At 45.7% G+C, this 15596-nt stretch carries 17 protein-coding genes; 4 read left to right on the top strand and 13 right to left on the bottom strand.

What is annotated here, in order from left to right:
* Positions 1-190: 190 nt before the first annotated feature.
* From PROVALCAL_RS17650 to napF, 13 genes are all read right to left on the bottom strand, one after another.
* On the bottom strand, positions 191-1267 hold the full coding sequence (locus tag PROVALCAL_RS17650) for a cytochrome c-type biogenesis protein CcmH (protein ID WP_006660707.1): 1077 nt from the start codon (positions 1265-1267) through the stop codon (positions 191-193).
* Complete coding sequence (gene dsbE / locus PROVALCAL_RS17645) at positions 1264-1821, bottom strand: thiol:disulfide interchange protein DsbE (RefSeq protein WP_006660706.1); 558 nt, start codon at positions 1819-1821, stop codon at positions 1264-1266. Before dsbE ends, PROVALCAL_RS17650 begins: the two co-directional genes overlap by 4 nt.
* Positions 1818-3749: a heme lyase CcmF/NrfE family subunit gene (locus tag PROVALCAL_RS17640; RefSeq protein ID WP_006660705.1), complete on the bottom strand. Its 1932-nt coding sequence runs from the start codon at positions 3747-3749 to the stop codon at positions 1818-1820. The genes dsbE and PROVALCAL_RS17640 overlap by 4 nt, the downstream gene beginning before the upstream one ends.
* Positions 3746-4225 (bottom strand): cytochrome c maturation protein CcmE, encoded by a 480-nt coding sequence (gene ccmE, locus PROVALCAL_RS17635; protein ID WP_006661119.1) that lies wholly within the window; start codon positions 4223-4225, stop codon positions 3746-3748. Before ccmE ends, PROVALCAL_RS17640 begins: the two co-directional genes overlap by 4 nt.
* Positions 4222-4434: a heme exporter protein CcmD gene (gene ccmD / locus PROVALCAL_RS17630; RefSeq protein ID WP_006660703.1), complete on the bottom strand. Its 213-nt coding sequence runs from the start codon at positions 4432-4434 to the stop codon at positions 4222-4224. Before ccmD ends, ccmE begins: the two co-directional genes overlap by 4 nt.
* Positions 4427-5170: a heme ABC transporter permease gene (locus tag PROVALCAL_RS17625; protein ID WP_006660701.1), complete on the bottom strand. Its 744-nt coding sequence runs from the start codon at positions 5168-5170 to the stop codon at positions 4427-4429. Before PROVALCAL_RS17625 ends, ccmD begins: the two co-directional genes overlap by 8 nt.
* Before the next feature lie 137 nt (positions 5171-5307).
* Positions 5308-5910 carry a cytochrome c-type protein NapC gene (gene napC, locus PROVALCAL_RS17620; protein ID WP_006660700.1) on the bottom strand — a complete coding sequence of 201 codons (603 nt, stop codon included), beginning with the start codon at positions 5908-5910 and terminating at the stop codon, positions 5308-5310.
* Positions 5911-5919: 9 nt separating this feature from the next.
* Entirely contained in the window at positions 5920-6369 is a 450-nt protein-coding gene (napB, locus tag PROVALCAL_RS17615; RefSeq protein ID WP_006660699.1) for a nitrate reductase cytochrome c-type subunit, read from the bottom strand.
* Positions 6366-7229, bottom strand: a complete 864-nt coding sequence (gene napH / locus PROVALCAL_RS17610) for a quinol dehydrogenase ferredoxin subunit NapH (protein WP_006660698.1) — start codon at positions 7227-7229, stop codon at positions 6366-6368. The genes napB and napH overlap by 4 nt, the downstream gene beginning before the upstream one ends.
* Positions 7216-7911 (bottom strand): ferredoxin-type protein NapG, encoded by a 696-nt coding sequence (gene napG, locus PROVALCAL_RS17605; RefSeq protein ID WP_006660697.1) that lies wholly within the window; start codon positions 7909-7911, stop codon positions 7216-7218. The genes napH and napG overlap by 14 nt, the downstream gene beginning before the upstream one ends.
* 6 nt (positions 7912-7917) lie before the next feature.
* Positions 7918-10404 carry a nitrate reductase catalytic subunit NapA gene (gene napA / locus PROVALCAL_RS17600; protein ID WP_006660696.1) on the bottom strand — a complete coding sequence of 829 codons (2487 nt, stop codon included), beginning with the start codon at positions 10402-10404 and terminating at the stop codon, positions 7918-7920.
* Positions 10401-10664: a chaperone NapD gene (napD, locus tag PROVALCAL_RS17595; RefSeq protein ID WP_036952105.1), complete on the bottom strand. Its 264-nt coding sequence runs from the start codon at positions 10662-10664 to the stop codon at positions 10401-10403. The genes napA and napD overlap by 4 nt, the downstream gene beginning before the upstream one ends.
* The gene (napF, locus tag PROVALCAL_RS17590) at positions 10654-11145 is read right to left on the bottom strand and encodes a ferredoxin-type protein NapF (RefSeq protein ID WP_006660694.1); all 492 of its coding nucleotides are present in this window, start codon (positions 11143-11145) and stop codon (positions 10654-10656) included. Before napF ends, napD begins: the two co-directional genes overlap by 11 nt.
* A 757-nt stretch (positions 11146-11902) precedes the next feature.
* On the opposite strand from napF, the gene nrfA reads away from it, so the two are divergent.
* The 4 genes from nrfA to nrfD are packed head-to-tail and all read left to right on the top strand — an operon-like array spanning position 11903 to position 15575.
* Positions 11903-13336: an ammonia-forming nitrite reductase cytochrome c552 subunit gene (gene nrfA / locus PROVALCAL_RS17585; RefSeq protein WP_006661113.1), complete on the top strand. Its 1434-nt coding sequence runs from the start codon at positions 11903-11905 to the stop codon at positions 13334-13336.
* Positions 13337-13381: 45 nt separating this feature from the next.
* On the top strand, positions 13382-13954 hold the full coding sequence (gene nrfB / locus PROVALCAL_RS17580) for a cytochrome c nitrite reductase pentaheme subunit (RefSeq protein ID WP_006660692.1): 573 nt from the start codon (positions 13382-13384) through the stop codon (positions 13952-13954).
* Complete coding sequence (gene nrfC / locus PROVALCAL_RS17575; RefSeq protein WP_006660691.1) at positions 13951-14622, top strand: cytochrome c nitrite reductase Fe-S protein; 672 nt, start codon at positions 13951-13953, stop codon at positions 14620-14622. The genes nrfB and nrfC overlap by 4 nt, the downstream gene beginning before the upstream one ends.
* Positions 14619-15575: a cytochrome c nitrite reductase subunit NrfD gene (gene nrfD / locus PROVALCAL_RS17570; RefSeq protein WP_006660690.1), complete on the top strand. Its 957-nt coding sequence runs from the start codon at positions 14619-14621 to the stop codon at positions 15573-15575. Before nrfC ends, nrfD begins: the two co-directional genes overlap by 4 nt.
* Positions 15576-15596 lie beyond the last annotated feature (21 nt).

The raw sequence follows: 15596 nt of genomic DNA, 5'->3' as shown, positions 1-15596 counted from the left end.
ACACACCACCGTCCACATACAATGCCCCCCTGTCATGAAGCATGCTGCCCACAGATCGCAGCAATATCCGTATTAAGCGGCATAATCCACAGTACACCCTAAAGAAAAATGCCAACCCGCATCACTGATTGGCATTTCTCGATCTGACCAAACATTGAACATCGTTAATCATCGATGCCCAAGTGCTTCATTACTTTCCTTCTGGCGCATCTTTCTTCTCATGCAACATCATTAAAGATTGCTCGATACTTTTCTCAATAATGCCTCGGCGCTGATCATTTTCAGGCAGTAGCTTTAACATCATTTGCCAAGCGGAAATCGCTTCAGGGTAACGTGCTTGCTCAAATGCATTGAAAGCAAACAAGCTCAACGCTTTGACGTTAGTCCGGTTTTTAGCAATCAGCTTTTTGAGCAATTCATTGCCTTCTTGGTTATCACTTTGATCAGAAGAACGGGTTAATACCTCAGCATAACCGAGCGCTACGGCATCATCGTCTGGTGATAAACGATAAGCACGACCATAAGCATCGGTTGCCATGGTGGCATTACCTAGCACCATCCCGATACGCCCTAACATCACCCACCCTTCAATATTTTGCGGGTCTTCCTGTAAACGCGTACGCAGCCCAAGAGCCAAACGCTCCATTTCTTCATTATTCAGGGGAAGCTCATTGGCATTTAACGCTCTATCTAACAGCGCTGGTGCTTGCTGGTAAGCGATATTCCAATCTTTAACCTTACTGTAGTTGCCGACTTGGTAATATGCGGCTCCTGCCACACCCAGCGCAATCACGATACCCGGAAGGTATACCCAAGCGCTCGCACGGCTAGCTTCCGGTAATAATGCATCATCGTCATCAGACTGAGCAACTTGACTGGCTCTCACGCGTTTTTTAGAGCGCGCATAAATCAGCCATCCCCCCACCCCGATAGCAACGAAAGGTAATCCCCATAACATCACAGTCAGCGGTGTTAAGGGTGGGTTATATGTCACAAAATAGCCATAACGAGCCACCATATAATCGATGATTTCATCACGACTTTTCCCCTCTTGCATCAGCTCATACACTTTCTGACGCAAGTCGAGTGCTATCATTGAATTCGAGTCTGCAATACTGTTGTTCTGGCATTTTGGACAACGCAACTCTTCCGTCAATTTACGAAATTGTTGCTCTTGCTGCTCATTCTCGAAAGTGAACACTTCCGTAGACGCGAAACTGACGCCAGCACTCAATGCCCACATCATCAAGGCAATCACGTATTTCATTGAGTTGCCTCCTTGCTATAACGGTCCCACAATGGCTTCAATTCATTTTGCCAAACGCGCTCATCAACCGCGCCAGCATGGCGATAACGAATAATACCTTGCCCATCAATTAAAAAGGTCTCTGGCGCACCGTACACCCCCAAATCAAGTCCAAGCATACCTTGCCCATCGAATAAACTTAGCGCGTAAGGGTTACCCAATTCACGCAGCCAAACAATGGCCTTTTGGCGATCATCTTTGTAATTTAATCCCACAACACGAATACCCTGTGATGCTAGTTGGTTCAAATACTGATGCTCAGCACGGCACGTTGGGCACCATGTTGCCCAAACGTTCAATAAAATTGGCTGTCCTTGAATAAGGGCTTTTGTGTCATATTCTTGTCCCGGATTCTCCAAAGACTCCAAACGGAACACTGGCACGGGTTTGCCAATTAAAGCCGATTCTAGCAAACGAGGGTCATCCCCTTCTGCATTACGCACCAATTGCCACAACAGCACGGCAGCAATCGCCGCAAAAATAACAAAAGGAATTAAAAATACTTTGCGATTCATACAGATTCCCCTTGTAACTTGCGACGACGATAACGCGGATCAAACAGGCAACACAATGCGCCCACTGCCATTAGCACGCCACCAGACCAAATCCAACGAACAAATGGTTTATAGTACAAGCGTAATGTCCACACATTCGGAGAAATCTCTTCCCCCAGCGCTGCATACAGGTCACGAGTAAAGCCACCATCGATAGCCGCTTCCGTCATCACTGCACGGCTAGTGCTGTAAAAACGTTTCTCTGGGTGTAATGTCGTCAGCACTTTGTCATTTTCTTTTACGGTGATGGTACCAATCACGCCTTGGTAGTTTGGACCATCCGCTTCATGTACCCCGTTGAATACGAAGGTATATGCACGAATAGCAATGCTATCGTCCGGCTTCATTTTCACATCACGTTCAATACTGTAATTTTGACTAAAGGCGATACCCACGATGGTCACTGCCAAACCAAGGTGTGCCAGAACCATTCCCCAATAACTGGAAGTCAATTTGATTTTTTTACTGATGCGCACTTTCATTTCGGCAAAAGCCAAAATCACAATCCAGCATGCCATCATCAAGCCCAATACTGTCAGCGCTTCCACTCTGTCTTGCATTAACCAAGGCAGCAGGAAAGAGAGAATTAGCGTAAGCACTAATGCAATTATCAACAATTTACGGATAGCCGCTGGGCGGTCACGACCCCAACGTACTAGTGGTCCAATACCTAATAACAAGGCAAATGGCACCATTAACGCGATAAACATAGTGTTGAAGAACGGCTCACCAATCGAAATCGTCCCCAAGCCAATTTGCTTATGGACCAACGGCAGTAACGTCCCTAACAACACCACCAGCATTGCTGCTGTTAGAATCACGTTATTTCCCAGTAACAGGGACTCCCGAGACCATAATGCGTTATTGACCTTAGAACGCACTTTATGACCCCGTATCGCGAATACTAATAGCGAACCGCCAATCACTAGCACCATAAAGGCAAGAATAAACAACCCACGAGCAGGATCGGAAGCGAAGGCATGCACCGAGACCAAGACGCCTGAGCGGACTAAGAACGTACCGAGTAAACAGAGGGAGAAAGCAAAGATTGACAGTAACAATGACCACGCTTTAAAAGTGGCTCTCTGCTCTGTCACTGACAATGAGTGAATCAAAGCCGTACCGACTAACCATGGCATGAATGAGGCGTTCTCTACCGGATCCCAGAACCACCAGCCCCCCCAGCCTAATTCGTAATAGGCCCATGCGGAGCCCAACATAATACCCAGCGTTAAGAAGAACCATGCTGCTAATGTCCAAGGGCGTGCAAAACGCGTAAAAGAGCTATCTAAACGCCCGCTGAGTAACGCTGCTATCGCAAAGGCAAAGGCCACTGAGAAGCCGACATATCCCATATACAGTAGCGGAGGATGGAAAATTAACCCAGGATCTTGCAACAGAGGATTTAAGTCACGCCCTTCTATTGGGAATGCGGGTAACGTCCGCGAAAATGGGTTTGAGGTAAAAATAATGAATAGCAAGAAACCGACACTGACCATCCCCATAATGGCCAGCACTCGCGCCACAATATCGAGAGGCATACGGTAACTGCACAGTGCCACCGCGAATGTCCAGCCGCTCATTAATAACACCCATAGCAGTAGAGACCCTTCATGGGCACCCCATGTGGCAGCGACTCGATACCAAATTGGCAATTGCGTGTTGGAGTTATTAGCCACATAAGTGACAGAGAAGTCATTCACCACAAAGGCATTAACCAGAACTAAAAATGCCCCTGCGAGACAAAGAAATAGCAACCATGCTAATGGTCTAGATGCTGCCATTAAGCGGGTATCATTACGTGACACCCCCCATAATGGATAAAAAGAAAGTAATACGGCGATCCCTAATGATAAACACAGCAGGATATTACCAATCTCTGGGATCATGATGCATTGTCCTTATACATTGCAGCAGGACGTTTATGGTTTTCTTGCATAGCTTGCTCAACCTCTGGCGGCGTATAGTTTTCATCGTGTTTCGCTAACACTTCTTTCGCCATCACATGGTTATTCGGCTCTAACTCGCCTTGAACAACGACGCCTTGTCCTTCCTTAAATAAGTCAGGCAAGATACCGTCATAGCTCACATCAATTTCAGCTTCTGCATCATACACAGTAAAAGTCACTTTCAGGGAATCAGGGTCACGCACAACAGAGCCTGGCATCACCATGCCACCAACCCGCAAACGCTGCCCAACTTCAGGTACCTTATGGGTTTCCCGTTTACCATAAATCACTTCGCCTGGAGTATAAAACAGGTCAATACTGGAACTTAAAGCGTATAACACCAATGAAAATGTAAGCCCAACACCTAAAATAATCGATGATACTAACCACAATCGGTTACGGCGACGAATATTCACATCCCCTCCCTGCGCGCTCTGGCAGCTTTTTGTCTTGCTTCACGCGCTTGTTGCTGAACAATTGCGTTAAAAATCATTTTTCGTTGAATGTAGGTATGGATACACAGCGCCACTAACGGCAAAAGGGTTAGCGCAACGGCTAACCAGACATAAAATCCATAACCACCCATGGCGATGAAATCTCCCCAAGAGGTAAAAGCACTATTCATGGTGGTTTCCTCGCTTCATGACTAATTCCAGTACCCAAGGTCGATTTCGTTCTAATATTAACAGTTGGCTACGCAAACGAATTAGCGTTAATGAAATAAACAGGAATAAATATCCTAAAATAGCTAAACGCAATGGTGTACGCATCGCAGGATTAATGCTTTCTTGCATACGCGTAGAAGGTTGATGCAACGTTTGCCACCATTCCACGGAGTAGTGAATAATCGGTAAATTAATCACGCCAATTAACACTAAAATTGCCGCCGCTTTCCCCGCGGTACGGCGATCATCAAAGGCATGCCATAAGGCAATCACCCCGACATAGAGAAATAATAAGATCAATTCAGACGTCAAGCGTGCATCCCATACCCACCAAGCCCCCCACATCGGTTTTCCCCATGTGGCTCCCGTGACTAATGCGATAAAGGTAAATACAGCACCAACAGGTGCCATGGCGGCAATCGCTAACTCCGAAATTTTCATCTGCCACACAAGCCCCACAAAGGCAGTAATCGCCATTGTGGCATAAATGCCCATTGACCACATTGCAGCAGGGACGTGAATATACATGATCCGGTAGCTATCACTCTGTGTTTTGTCGGTTGGTGCAAAACCAAAGCCCCAAACCCAGCCGACAGCCAGAAAGATCACACTTAACACAATAAACCATGGAGCAAGCCGCCCACATAATCGATATAGGTTCATTGGAATCGCTAATTGGTGAAGCTTTTTCCACATAGTTTAATAGCCCCGATTTGTCTCGCAAAAATGCTGTGCTCTAATATTAGCTACAATACACAAAAACCACGTAATTTTATTGATTTATCACAAATACAACTTAGGCTAGTTAGCCAAATGACCAACTAGCCTATTTTCTAGAAGCCTGGTTCGACTTCCCGCATATCCGGTAGTTTATGCGCAATACCCTTATGGCAATCAATACATGTTTTTCCGTCTTTTAAAGCTTGGTCATGCATTTTTGCTGCCACGCTTTTTTGAGCGGTGAAGTCCATATAATCGAAGTTATGGCAATTACGACATTCTTGGGAATTATTATCCTTCATCCGTCGCCATTCGTTCTGTGCCATCTCTAAACGGTGAGCCTCAAATTTTTGAGGCGTATCAATCACGCCAAAAATCTTACCGTATAACTCTTTACTGGCTTTGATTTTTCTTACCATTTTAGGCACAAACTCGTGCGGTACGTGGCAATCAGGACATGTTGCTCTCACACCACTACGGTTCGTATAGTGGATGGTATCCATATACTCTTCATAGACGTTCTCACGCATTTCATGGCAGCTAATACAGAACTCTTCTGTGTTGGCTTTTTCCATTCCGGTGTTAAAACCGCCCCAGAAAATAACCCCACCGACGAAACCGATAATCAACAACGTTCCCAATGCTAAGCGGCTTGGGCGCCACCACCATTGCCAAATCCGGCGGATGAATCCCGGTTTATCACTTTTATTTGTCATGTCTGCCCCTTATTTCCCAAAGCCTTTAGATGGGGTAAAGGTATTATCGATAATCGGCGCAGTATCAGATTGAGGAACATGACACTGTAAGCAGAAATAACGATTCGGAGCCACTTCGCCTAACACTTTACCAGATGCATCCATAAAGTGAGTTGGGCTAATACGTGGTGCACCTGTAGTGCGATAGTTTTCAACACCGTGGCATTGTAAACAACGGTTAGTGTTAGTGGTAATTTGATACCCTTCAACACTATGAGGGATCATAGGTGGCTGGTTAACGTAGTTCAGCGCCATCTTTTCCTGCTCTTTAGGAATATGAATGCCACTTTCTGGTGTACCTGACACTTCTGGTGATTGAGCCAGATCGACGCCATTCGCCGACCATGCAAAACTGCTCACGACAACGGCCATACCCGCTATCCAACGGCTTAACGTTCTTTTCAGGACAGGGTTTTTCATGATTTAGCTCCCGAACTCCATTTTAGTGTTATTTTAAAAACGTCCTCAGAACAGACATCAATACAGCGACCACATGTCGTGCAGTCTTTCGCTGTGATCTGCGCTGGGGCTTGTTTATCAAGAACCGGAACGCGCAAAACTTGCGGTTCAGGGCAAACGTGGAAACAGTCCATGCAGCGATTACACTGCTCTTTTTTGTGGGCGGTCACCACTAAAGCCCCTTTACAGCCAGCCACACCATACAGCGCGCCTAGCGGGCATAAATGACCACACCAACCGTGTTCCACGACCAATAAATCAAATAGAAACAGTGCAATTAAAACTAAAGCGCCACTGCCAAAACCAAAAATCAGGCTGCGACCCATCAAAGAAACGGGGTTAATCCATTCCCATAGTAACGTTCCAGTTAATGCTGAACCCAGTAAAATAACACCCAGCAAAACATAGCGAATGTAACGAGGGATAGTAGCGGATTGGTTGAATTCGAATTTCCGGCGTAACCATGCCGCTGCATCCGTCACCGGATTAACAGGACATACCCAACTACAGAAAACACGTTTTCCTAACAGGGCATACACCCCGAAAACAATCCCAGCACCGATTAATGCAGAAATTCCCGGTAAGTAACCACTTGCTAAGCTTTCAAGAGTAATTAGCGGATCCGTTAGCGGGATCGTGTCGAGCAATAAACTGCTACTGTAATTACCATGCAAGATCCACACGCCAAACCATGGACCACTTAAAAACATGGCTAATACTAACAGTTGGCTTGTGCGTCTTAGCACCAACCATTTATGGCTTCCCCACCACCCTTTTTTCGCCAGAGCCTCACGTCCGGCATCGTGCTTACGATTTGCCATTGCTTCCCTCCAGCCAACCAAAACGGTAATGGTGACCTAATTCCCCTTTTGCTAGCGATCGCGGTAATACCTTGATTGCCGACTCTTCGAGCACACACGCTTGCTCACACTTACCACATCCAGTGCAGTAATTACTGTTCACAGTAGGTAAGAAACGTGCATGTTTACCCGTTCGATGGTTTTGCTCAAGTTCCAGTGTGATAGCTTCGTCAATGACAGGGCAAACTCGATAACACACATCACATCGTAACCCTTGAAAATTTAAGCAGTTTTCTTGATCGAGTAATACTGCCAACCCCATGCGTGCATCATTAATAGATGCAATATCCTTATCCAAGGCACCACTTGGGCACACTTTGGCACAAGGAATGTCTTCACACATTTCACAAGGATTTTCACGAGCAACAAAATACGGTGTTCCAGCTGCCATGCCTGACGCCAATGTCGCGAGTTTCAACATGTCATAAGGACAAGCCTGCACACATTGACCACAGCGCACACAAGCACTTGCAAAGGCACTTTCATCTAAAGCTCCCGGCGGGCGAAGATGGACTCCACTCGCTCGGGAGATTTGTTGCTGCAGCCCCAGTACCACACCAACAGCTGCCAGTCCACCCGCTGCGCGAGCAACATCACGCAAAAAACGGCGGCGACTATTCTGGGAACCCGGTTTCTGGGACATACGCAATTACACCTTTTCCAGTTTAACGGCACATTTCTTATAATCCGTCTCTTTCGATAACGGATCCGTTGCATCCAAAGTGAGGTTATTCACTAACTGAGATGCATCGAAGAATGCCATATAAATCAAACCTTTTGGTGGACGGTTACGACCACGGGTTTCCACCGTTGAAAGCACTTCACCACGGCGAGAAAGCACTTTGACTTTATCCCCACGACGCAAGTCTTTCGCTTTTGCATCCAATGGATTCATAAACACCACGGACTCAGGGAAAGCACGGTGCAACTCAGGGACACGGCGAGTCATACTTCCGGTATGCCAATGCTCAAGAACACGCCCAGTCGATAACCATAAATCGTACTCTTCATCTGGCGCTTCTGCCGCTGGCTCAAATGGCAGCGCAAAGATCACCGCTTTACCATCTGGTTTACCGTAGAATTGGAAACCTTGTCCGGCTTTAACGTAAGGGTCATTACCTTCGCTATAACGCCACTGAGTTTCTTTACCGTCCACAACTGGCCAACGAATACCGCGTGCTTTGTGGTATGCATCAAAGTCAGCTAAGTCATGACCATGACCACGACCAAAGCTCGCATATTCTTCAAACAGCCCTTTTTGCAGGTAGAAACCTAATTCACGAGACTCATCATTCAGTTGGTCTGCTGCCAATTCCGTAATTGGGAATTTAGCTACTGACTCGTTAGCAAACAGAATGTCGTACAGGGTTTTACCGCGGTATTCTGGTTTCTTCGCCAATAACTCTTCCGGCCAGACATCTTCTGCTTTAAAACGGCGAGAGAACAACACCATCTGCATTAAGTCAGATTTAGCCTCACCCGGTGCAGGAACTTGTTGACGCCAGAATTGAGTACGGCGTTCAGCGTTACCGTAAGCGCCTTCTTTTTCTACCCACATTGCTGTTGGTAAAATTAAGTCTGCAGACAGTGCGCTGACTGTTGGGTATGGGTCAGAGACCACAATAAAGTTACGAGGGTCACGCCAACCAGGCATGCGCTCTTCATTAATATTTGGACCCGCCTGCATATTGTTGTTACACATCACCCAATAGAAATTGAGTTTGCCATCTTTTAAGGCACGGTCTTGAGCAACCGCATGTAATCCCACTTTTTCAGGAATAGTTCCCGCTGGTAATTTCCAAACGTTTTCGACTTTTTCACGGTGTTTTTCGTTAGTGACCACCATGTCAGCAGGCAGACGGTGAGAGAACGTTCCCACTTCACGCGCAGTACCGCAAGCTGATGGTTGACCGGTTAAGGAGAACGGTCCACAGCCTGGTTGAGAAATTTTACCTGTCAGCAGGTGCAGGTTATACGCTAAGTTATTCGCCCAAACACCACGAGTATGCTGGTTGAAGCCCATCGTCCAGTAAGAAACCACTTTCACGTTTGGATCTGCGTACAGTTTCGCTAACGCTTCTAACTGGTCTTTTGGTACACCGGTCATTTCTGCCGTTTTATCGAGAGTATATTCCGCAACAAACGCTTTATACTCTTCAAACGTCATTGGATCAGACGCATCCGAACCAGGGTTTTTGGCTTGTTTCTCTAATGGGTGCGTTGGACGTAAGCCATAACCAATGTCAGTCACGCCACGGCGTAAGTTAACGTGTTTATCAAGGAAGTCCTGATTCACCGCATTATTTTGAATAATGTAGTTCGCGATGTAGTTGAGGATCACTAAGTCAGATTGTGGCGTAAAGACGATACCGTTATCTGCGAGCTCAAAACTACGGTGTTTAAATGTAGATAACACCGCAACGCGTACATCTGGGTTGGATAAACGACGGTTGGTAATGCGTGACCATAAAATTGGGTGCATTTCCGCCATGTTCGAACCCCACAGCACAAAAGCATCGGCATGTTCGATATCATCGTAACAGCCCATTGGCTCATCCATACCAAAAGTACGCATAAAGCCAACAACCGCAGATGCCATACAGTGACGCGCATTCGGGTCTAAGTTATTTGAACGGAAGCCACCTTTGAACAGTTTGGAAGCGGCGTAACCTTCCCATACAGTCCATTGCCCTGAACCAAACATCCCGATAGCTTCAGGACCTTTCTCTTTCAGGGTCGTTTTAACCTTCTCTTCCATCACATCGAAGGCTTTTTCCCATGTAATTGGCGTAAATTCACCGTTTTTATCGTACTCACCGTCTTTCATACGCAGAAGCGGTTGAGTTAAACGGTCTTTTCCGTACATGATTTTTGGTAAGAAGTAACCTTTAATACAGTTCAAACCACGGTTAACTGGCGCTTCAGGATCACCTTGGCTCGCCACAATACGACCGTTTTGTGTTCCAACTAAGACCCCACAGCCTGTACCGCAGAAGCGACAAGGTGCTTTGTCCCATTTGATGCTTTCTTGCTGACCAACCACTGCTTTCGCAATACTTGGTACGCCAACACCTGCCGCCGCAGCAGCGGCCGCTATCGCATTGGCTTTCATAAAGCTACGACGACTAAGTTTCATACTTTTTCCTCACATTGCTCATCCTGCTGGTGATAAACCAGTGAAACATCCAATACACCATCGATATCACGGATAAAATCGATAGTATCTAAAAGCGTTTTGCTGTCTTCCCCTTCTACAACCACAATTAACTTGCCATTTTCAGGCGAGGAAATAGCCACTTCGCAGTTGGGTTCTTGGTGTAATTCATCTGTCACAGCTGGAATGCGTTCACTTTTGACTTGAACAATCAAACTGCAAACTTGCCAGTTATTGTGCATCTTCATGCTCCATGGTAATGGCTGATACAGGACATCCCGCGACACAAGCGCCACAACCTGTACAGCCCTGCATATCTATTTTTGGCTGATAAATACCGGCCAGTGATGGACGAAAGGCAATCACTTGAGGCTCACAGCTGTCTTCACAGCGACGACATTCAATGGATTTGTACGCCAGACAGAGCTGCCCAATGGAAATCTTGATGCTCCAAGGCTGGGTATCTTGAGGAAGGAATATGGGTTCAGGACAGGCTTCTGCACATGCATAACAAAACGTGCATTCGCCACGCTGAAAATCGACCATGGGATAGCCACCAGGACCTGGTTGCAAAATCGCGGTTTCACAACTCTCGATACACTGGTTACAGCGAGTACACAGTTCAATAAAACGTGCCTCACTACCACTCCATGGTGGTCGAATTACGGGTGCGGCATTACGCCAAGCCCCCGTTAAAACTCCCCGACGGGTGATATCAACCATGTTTGTTTCCTTTACATTGCCCAACCAAAAACTGCTAAAAGAATCTGATAAACCGTACTTTTTATATGATTATTATCGTAAATATTAATTAGCTAACTATCAAAAATACATACTACCTAGTAGGTAATCTAATTTTCTGCATTATTATAGAAAAAGTAGTCATTCTTTGAGGTTTTACATCATCCGTGAAATGCAAATATCAAGAAATAAGGATTCAGGGCTGTTTTATAATTATTCATTAACATTTCATAAATATGATTTGCGAAATTAAACCTTATTTTTAATAGTCGATTTTATAATTAATGAAAATTAATACCACTAAAGTGGTATATGATGAGCACTTTTGCAAAAAACTATATTTACTTTTTTTGATTTTACGCACGTTTTAATTCAAAAATTGACCAGACCATTTACGAATTATATTGAATTTAGATTAATTTATTATAGATTTCAGTCAGATAAAAAACAACCTCAGGCAAATGACAATCATTCCCATTTAAAATGGTAAATTTACATAATTCTTTTAAAAAACCAAATTAGATATTTTTTTATTTATTAAATTCCCGCCATTTTAATTATTTCTCTTCGATTAAAAAGTAAACTCATTTTAATTATTGATCAAAGACAATATTTTTTGTGTGGTTTTTTGCTAATTATATAAGTTGGCGATTGTCTGATAGCAACAGTGCGATTGCTATCAATTATAAAAATAAATACAGCTAATGGGATGGCTGGCTTAAAAACACTCGAGGCCCTTATGGCAAAGATAAGAAATAATGCACTGTACCTACTTAGTGTGCTTGCAGGAATATTTCTGTTTACCTCTGTACAGGCACAAACTGAAACTAAAGATTCCGTAACAACCATTAACGCTCGAAACGAAACTTTCGAGGCAGCTCACCCAGATCAGTACCATTCATGGCGAGCCACCTCTGAGCAGTCACAACGGGAAGATGCGCTGGCTGAAGATCCCCGCTTAGTCATTCTATGGGCTGGGTATCCTTTCTCTCGTGACTATAATAAACCGCGTGGTCACGCTTATGCCATCATCGACGTGCGCGAAACACTTCGTACTGGTGCCCCGAAAAATGCGGAAGATGGTCCCCTTCCTATGGCATGTTGGAGCTGTAAAAGCCCTGACGTCGCAAGGCTCATTCAAGAACATGGCGAAGATGGCTATTTTAAAGGGAAATGGGCGAAAGGTGGCCCTGAAGTTGTTAACGTACTCGGTTGTGCAGATTGCCATAAGACAGACTCACCAGAGTTTGCAAAAGGCAAACCAGAACTCACACTTTCCCGTCCGTACGCTGAGCGCGCAATGGAAGCCATTGGAAAACCATTCGACAAAGCAAGTCGCTTCGACCAACAATCCATGGTATGCGGTCAATGCCACGTAGAATACTACTTCTCAGGTGAAACCAAAGCGGTGAAATTCCCTTGGGATAACGGAACCAAAGTCGAAGACATGGAGGTGTACTACGATAATATTGCCTTCTCTGACTGGACAAACTCCCTTTCTAAAGCCCCAATGCTCAAAGCACAACACCCTGAATATGAAACTTGGAGCGCAGGTATTCACGGCAAGAACAATGTCACTTGTATTGACTGTCATATGCCGAAATTACAAAACGAAAAAGGTGAACTGTACACCAGCCATAAAATTGGCAATCCATTCGATAACTTTGATCAAACCTGTAGTAGCTGCCATACACAAAGCAAGGAACAACTCCAAAGTATCGTTGCTGAGCGTAAAAAAGCGATTCAGGAGATGAAAATCAAAGTGGAAGATCAGTTAGTACGCGCTCACTTTGAAGCGAAAGCCGCTTGGGATGCAGGTGCAACAGATGCAGAAATGAAAGATATCCTAGCTGATATCCGTCATGCGCAGTGGCGCTGGGATTTAGCTATTGCATCTCATGGTATTCACATGCATGCCCCTGATGAAGGGTTACGTATGTTAGGTGGGGCGATGGACAAAGCCGCAGATGCTCGAACTAAGCTCGCGCGCTTACTGGGTTCAAAAGGCATTACTCATGAAATTGCGATCCCTGATATCTCCACTAAAGAGAAAGCGCAACAAGCCATTGGCTTGGATATGCAAAAAATTAACGCCGACAAACAAGAGTTTTTAAAGACTGTGGTGCCTGAATGGGATGCACAGGCTCGTAAAAACGACCTGTTAGCCAAATAACCACCCACCCCAGTTCGCTGGGGTGCGACAACCAATGGAGTGAATATGGGCGTACTACGTTCGTTATTAACTGCTGGGGTGCTGGCGTCAGGCTTGTTATGGGCAATATCAGCGTCTGCAACACCACAAATGGCTGAAGAAGCCAGCAAGGATGGTCGCTGGCAGGTCACGCAACAGCGTAACCCAGATAATGCCTGCCTAGATTGCCATAAACCTGATAAAGAAGGCATGCATGGCACACATGCCGAGGTCATCAACCCGAATAATAATTTGCCGGTTACCTGTACCAATTGCCATGGCAAACCAGGTCCTAACCACCGTGAAGGCGTCAAGGATGTCATGCGGTTTAATGAGCCAATGTACAGCGTGGAACAGCAAAATAGCGTTTGTTTATCTTGCCACCTACCGGAACAGCTGCAAAAAGCGTTTTGGCCACATGATGTTCACGTTACCAAAGTCGCCTGTGCTAGCTGCCATGACTTGCACCCAAAACAAGACATGATGAAAGAGTTAAACGATAAAGGTAAGGTCAAAATCTGTGTAGATTGCCATTCAGATCAGCGAGATAACCCGAACTTTAATCCCGCTGCGGTCAATGTCCTTAAGGAGCAGCCATGAGTTGTTCTCGTCGTCAATTCATAATCTATTCAGGCGCACTGGCGGCGGTAGGCGGTGTGGCGGGGCATTCCCTCGCCAATACCATGAAGGTTGACGGGGTGCGTTATGGCATGATCCACGATGAAACACTGTGTATCGGCTGTACTGCCTGCATGGATGCATGTCGGGAAGTCAACCAAGTTCCAGAAGGCGTATCACGATTGACGATTATTCGCAGTGAACCAATCGGTCAATTTCCCGATATCAAATATCGTTTCTTCCGCCACTCTTGCCAGCACTGTGAACACGCTCCTTGTGTCGATGTTTGCCCAACCGGTGCCTCATTTATCGATAAAACAACGGGGATCGTGGATGTTAACCCTGACCTCTGTGTCGGCTGCCAATACTGTATCGCAGCCTGCCCTTATCGCGTCAGATTTATTCACCCTATTAGCAAAACCGCCGACAAGTGTGATTTTTGCCGTAAAACCAATCTCAAAAATGGAAAACAGCCCGCTTGTGTGGAAGCGTGCCCAACCAAAGCACTGGTATTCGGCAATTTAGATGACCCAAACAGCGCGGTTTCGTTAATGCTCAATGAAAAACCGACTTATCGATTCAAAATTGCGCTAGGGACTAAACCGAAAATGTACCGTGTTCCCTTTAAATACGGGGAGGTAAGCCAATGACAACCGCTTCCGCTTTCCATTTTGAATCCTTAGTTTGGGACTGGCCAATCGCCGTTTACCTCTTTCTGATTGGTATCTCTGCGGGCCTCGTCGTGCTGGCGGTTTTGATGCGCCAATATGTGCCTAACTCAGCCACCAGCACGAGCACAATCATGCGTACTACGCTGGTTTTAGCACCAACAACCATTATTCTTGGTTTATTGATCCTCATTTTTCACCTAACCCGTCCATGGACGTTCTGGAAATTGATGTTTCATTACAGCCCAACCTCCGTAATGTCTATGGGGGTCATGCTATTCCAAGTCTACATGGCGGTACTCGTCGTTTGGCTCGCTAAAATTTATGAGCAAGAGTTAATCGGATTACAACAAAAATGGCTACCTAAACTGACCATTTTGCCTCGGGTCTTAGGTTGGTTAAGCCGAGTCATGCGCGGGTTAGATATCGCTATGCTGGTTTTGGCGGTTTTATTGGGTGCTTATACCGGGTTCTTGCTATCTGCACTCAAATCCTATCCGTTCTTAAACAACCCGATACTACCGGCACTCTTCTTATTTTCGGGAATTTCGTCGGGGCTTGCCGTCAGCTTATTGGCTATCGCCCTGCGCTACCGTCAAAATATCCATAACCCAGAAACGGCCTTTTTGCATCGCGTAGAAAGTTTTGTAGTATGGTTAGAAATATTTTTACTAGCGGCATTCTTCGTCGGGCTGGCATTAGGCGATGACGGTAAACTACGCTCATTAGTCGCCGCGTTAGGTGGCGGTTTTTGGACGTGGTGGTTCTGGCTGGGTGTTGTGGGAATTGGCTTTATAATTCCTCTAGCCTTAAAGAAATGGCAACAAAAAGGCAGCCAAGCCTTTCGGGTTTTCGTGGTCAGTGGCGCTAGCTTAATTGGCGTATTTTTCCTGCGTTTCTTTGTGCTATACGCAGGGCAATTGACCGTCGCATAACCAAGCTAAATAAAGGTGATA

This window comes from Providencia alcalifaciens DSM 30120 (genome assembly GCF_000173415.1).
Classification (GTDB): Bacteria; Pseudomonadota; Gammaproteobacteria; order Enterobacterales; family Enterobacteriaceae; genus Providencia; species Providencia alcalifaciens.
The sequence above is the reverse complement of the archived record's forward strand: the minus strand, read 5'-3'. Positions and strand labels throughout refer to the sequence as shown.

What these genes read in the sequence shown, in the direction of transcription:
- PROVALCAL_RS17650 (WP_006660707.1), bottom strand. Translation starts at nt 1,267, where the DNA reads ATGAAATACGTGATTGCCTTGATGATGTGGGCATTGAGTGCTGGCGTC.
- dsbE (WP_006660706.1), bottom strand. Translation starts at nt 1,821, where the DNA reads ATGAATCGCAAAGTATTTTTAATTCCTTTTGTTATTTTTGCGGCGATT.
- PROVALCAL_RS17640 (WP_006660705.1), bottom strand. Translation starts at nt 3,749, where the DNA reads ATGATCCCAGAGATTGGTAATATCCTGCTGTGTTTATCATTAGGGATC.
- ccmD (WP_006660703.1), bottom strand. Translation starts at nt 4,434, where the DNA reads ATGAATAGTGCTTTTACCTCTTGGGGAGATTTCATCGCCATGGGTGGT.
- PROVALCAL_RS17625 (WP_006660701.1), bottom strand. Translation starts at nt 5,170, where the DNA reads ATGTGGAAAAAGCTTCACCAATTAGCGATTCCAATGAACCTATATCGA.
- napC (WP_006660700.1), bottom strand. Translation starts at nt 5,910, where the DNA reads ATGACAAATAAAAGTGATAAACCGGGATTCATCCGCCGGATTTGGCAA.
- napB (WP_006660699.1), bottom strand. Translation starts at nt 6,369, where the DNA reads ATGAAAAACCCTGTCCTGAAAAGAACGTTAAGCCGTTGGATAGCGGGT.
- napH (WP_006660698.1), bottom strand. Translation starts at nt 7,229, where the DNA reads ATGGCAAATCGTAAGCACGATGCCGGACGTGAGGCTCTGGCGAAAAAA.
- napG (WP_006660697.1), bottom strand. Translation starts at nt 7,911, where the DNA reads ATGTCCCAGAAACCGGGTTCCCAGAATAGTCGCCGCCGTTTTTTGCGT.
- napA (WP_006660696.1), bottom strand. Translation starts at nt 10,404, where the DNA reads ATGAAACTTAGTCGTCGTAGCTTTATGAAAGCCAATGCGATAGCGGCC.
- napD (WP_036952105.1), bottom strand. Translation starts at nt 10,664, where the DNA reads ATGCACAATAACTGGCAAGTTTGCAGTTTGATTGTTCAAGTCAAAAGT.
- napF (WP_006660694.1), bottom strand. Translation starts at nt 11,145, where the DNA reads ATGGTTGATATCACCCGTCGGGGAGTTTTAACGGGGGCTTGGCGTAAT.
- nrfA (WP_006661113.1), top strand. Translation starts at nt 11,903, where the DNA reads ATGGCAAAGATAAGAAATAATGCACTGTACCTACTTAGTGTGCTTGCA.
- nrfB (WP_006660692.1), top strand. Translation starts at nt 13,382, where the DNA reads ATGGGCGTACTACGTTCGTTATTAACTGCTGGGGTGCTGGCGTCAGGC.
- nrfC (WP_006660691.1), top strand. Translation starts at nt 13,951, where the DNA reads ATGAGTTGTTCTCGTCGTCAATTCATAATCTATTCAGGCGCACTGGCG.
- nrfD (WP_006660690.1), top strand. Translation starts at nt 14,619, where the DNA reads ATGACAACCGCTTCCGCTTTCCATTTTGAATCCTTAGTTTGGGACTGG.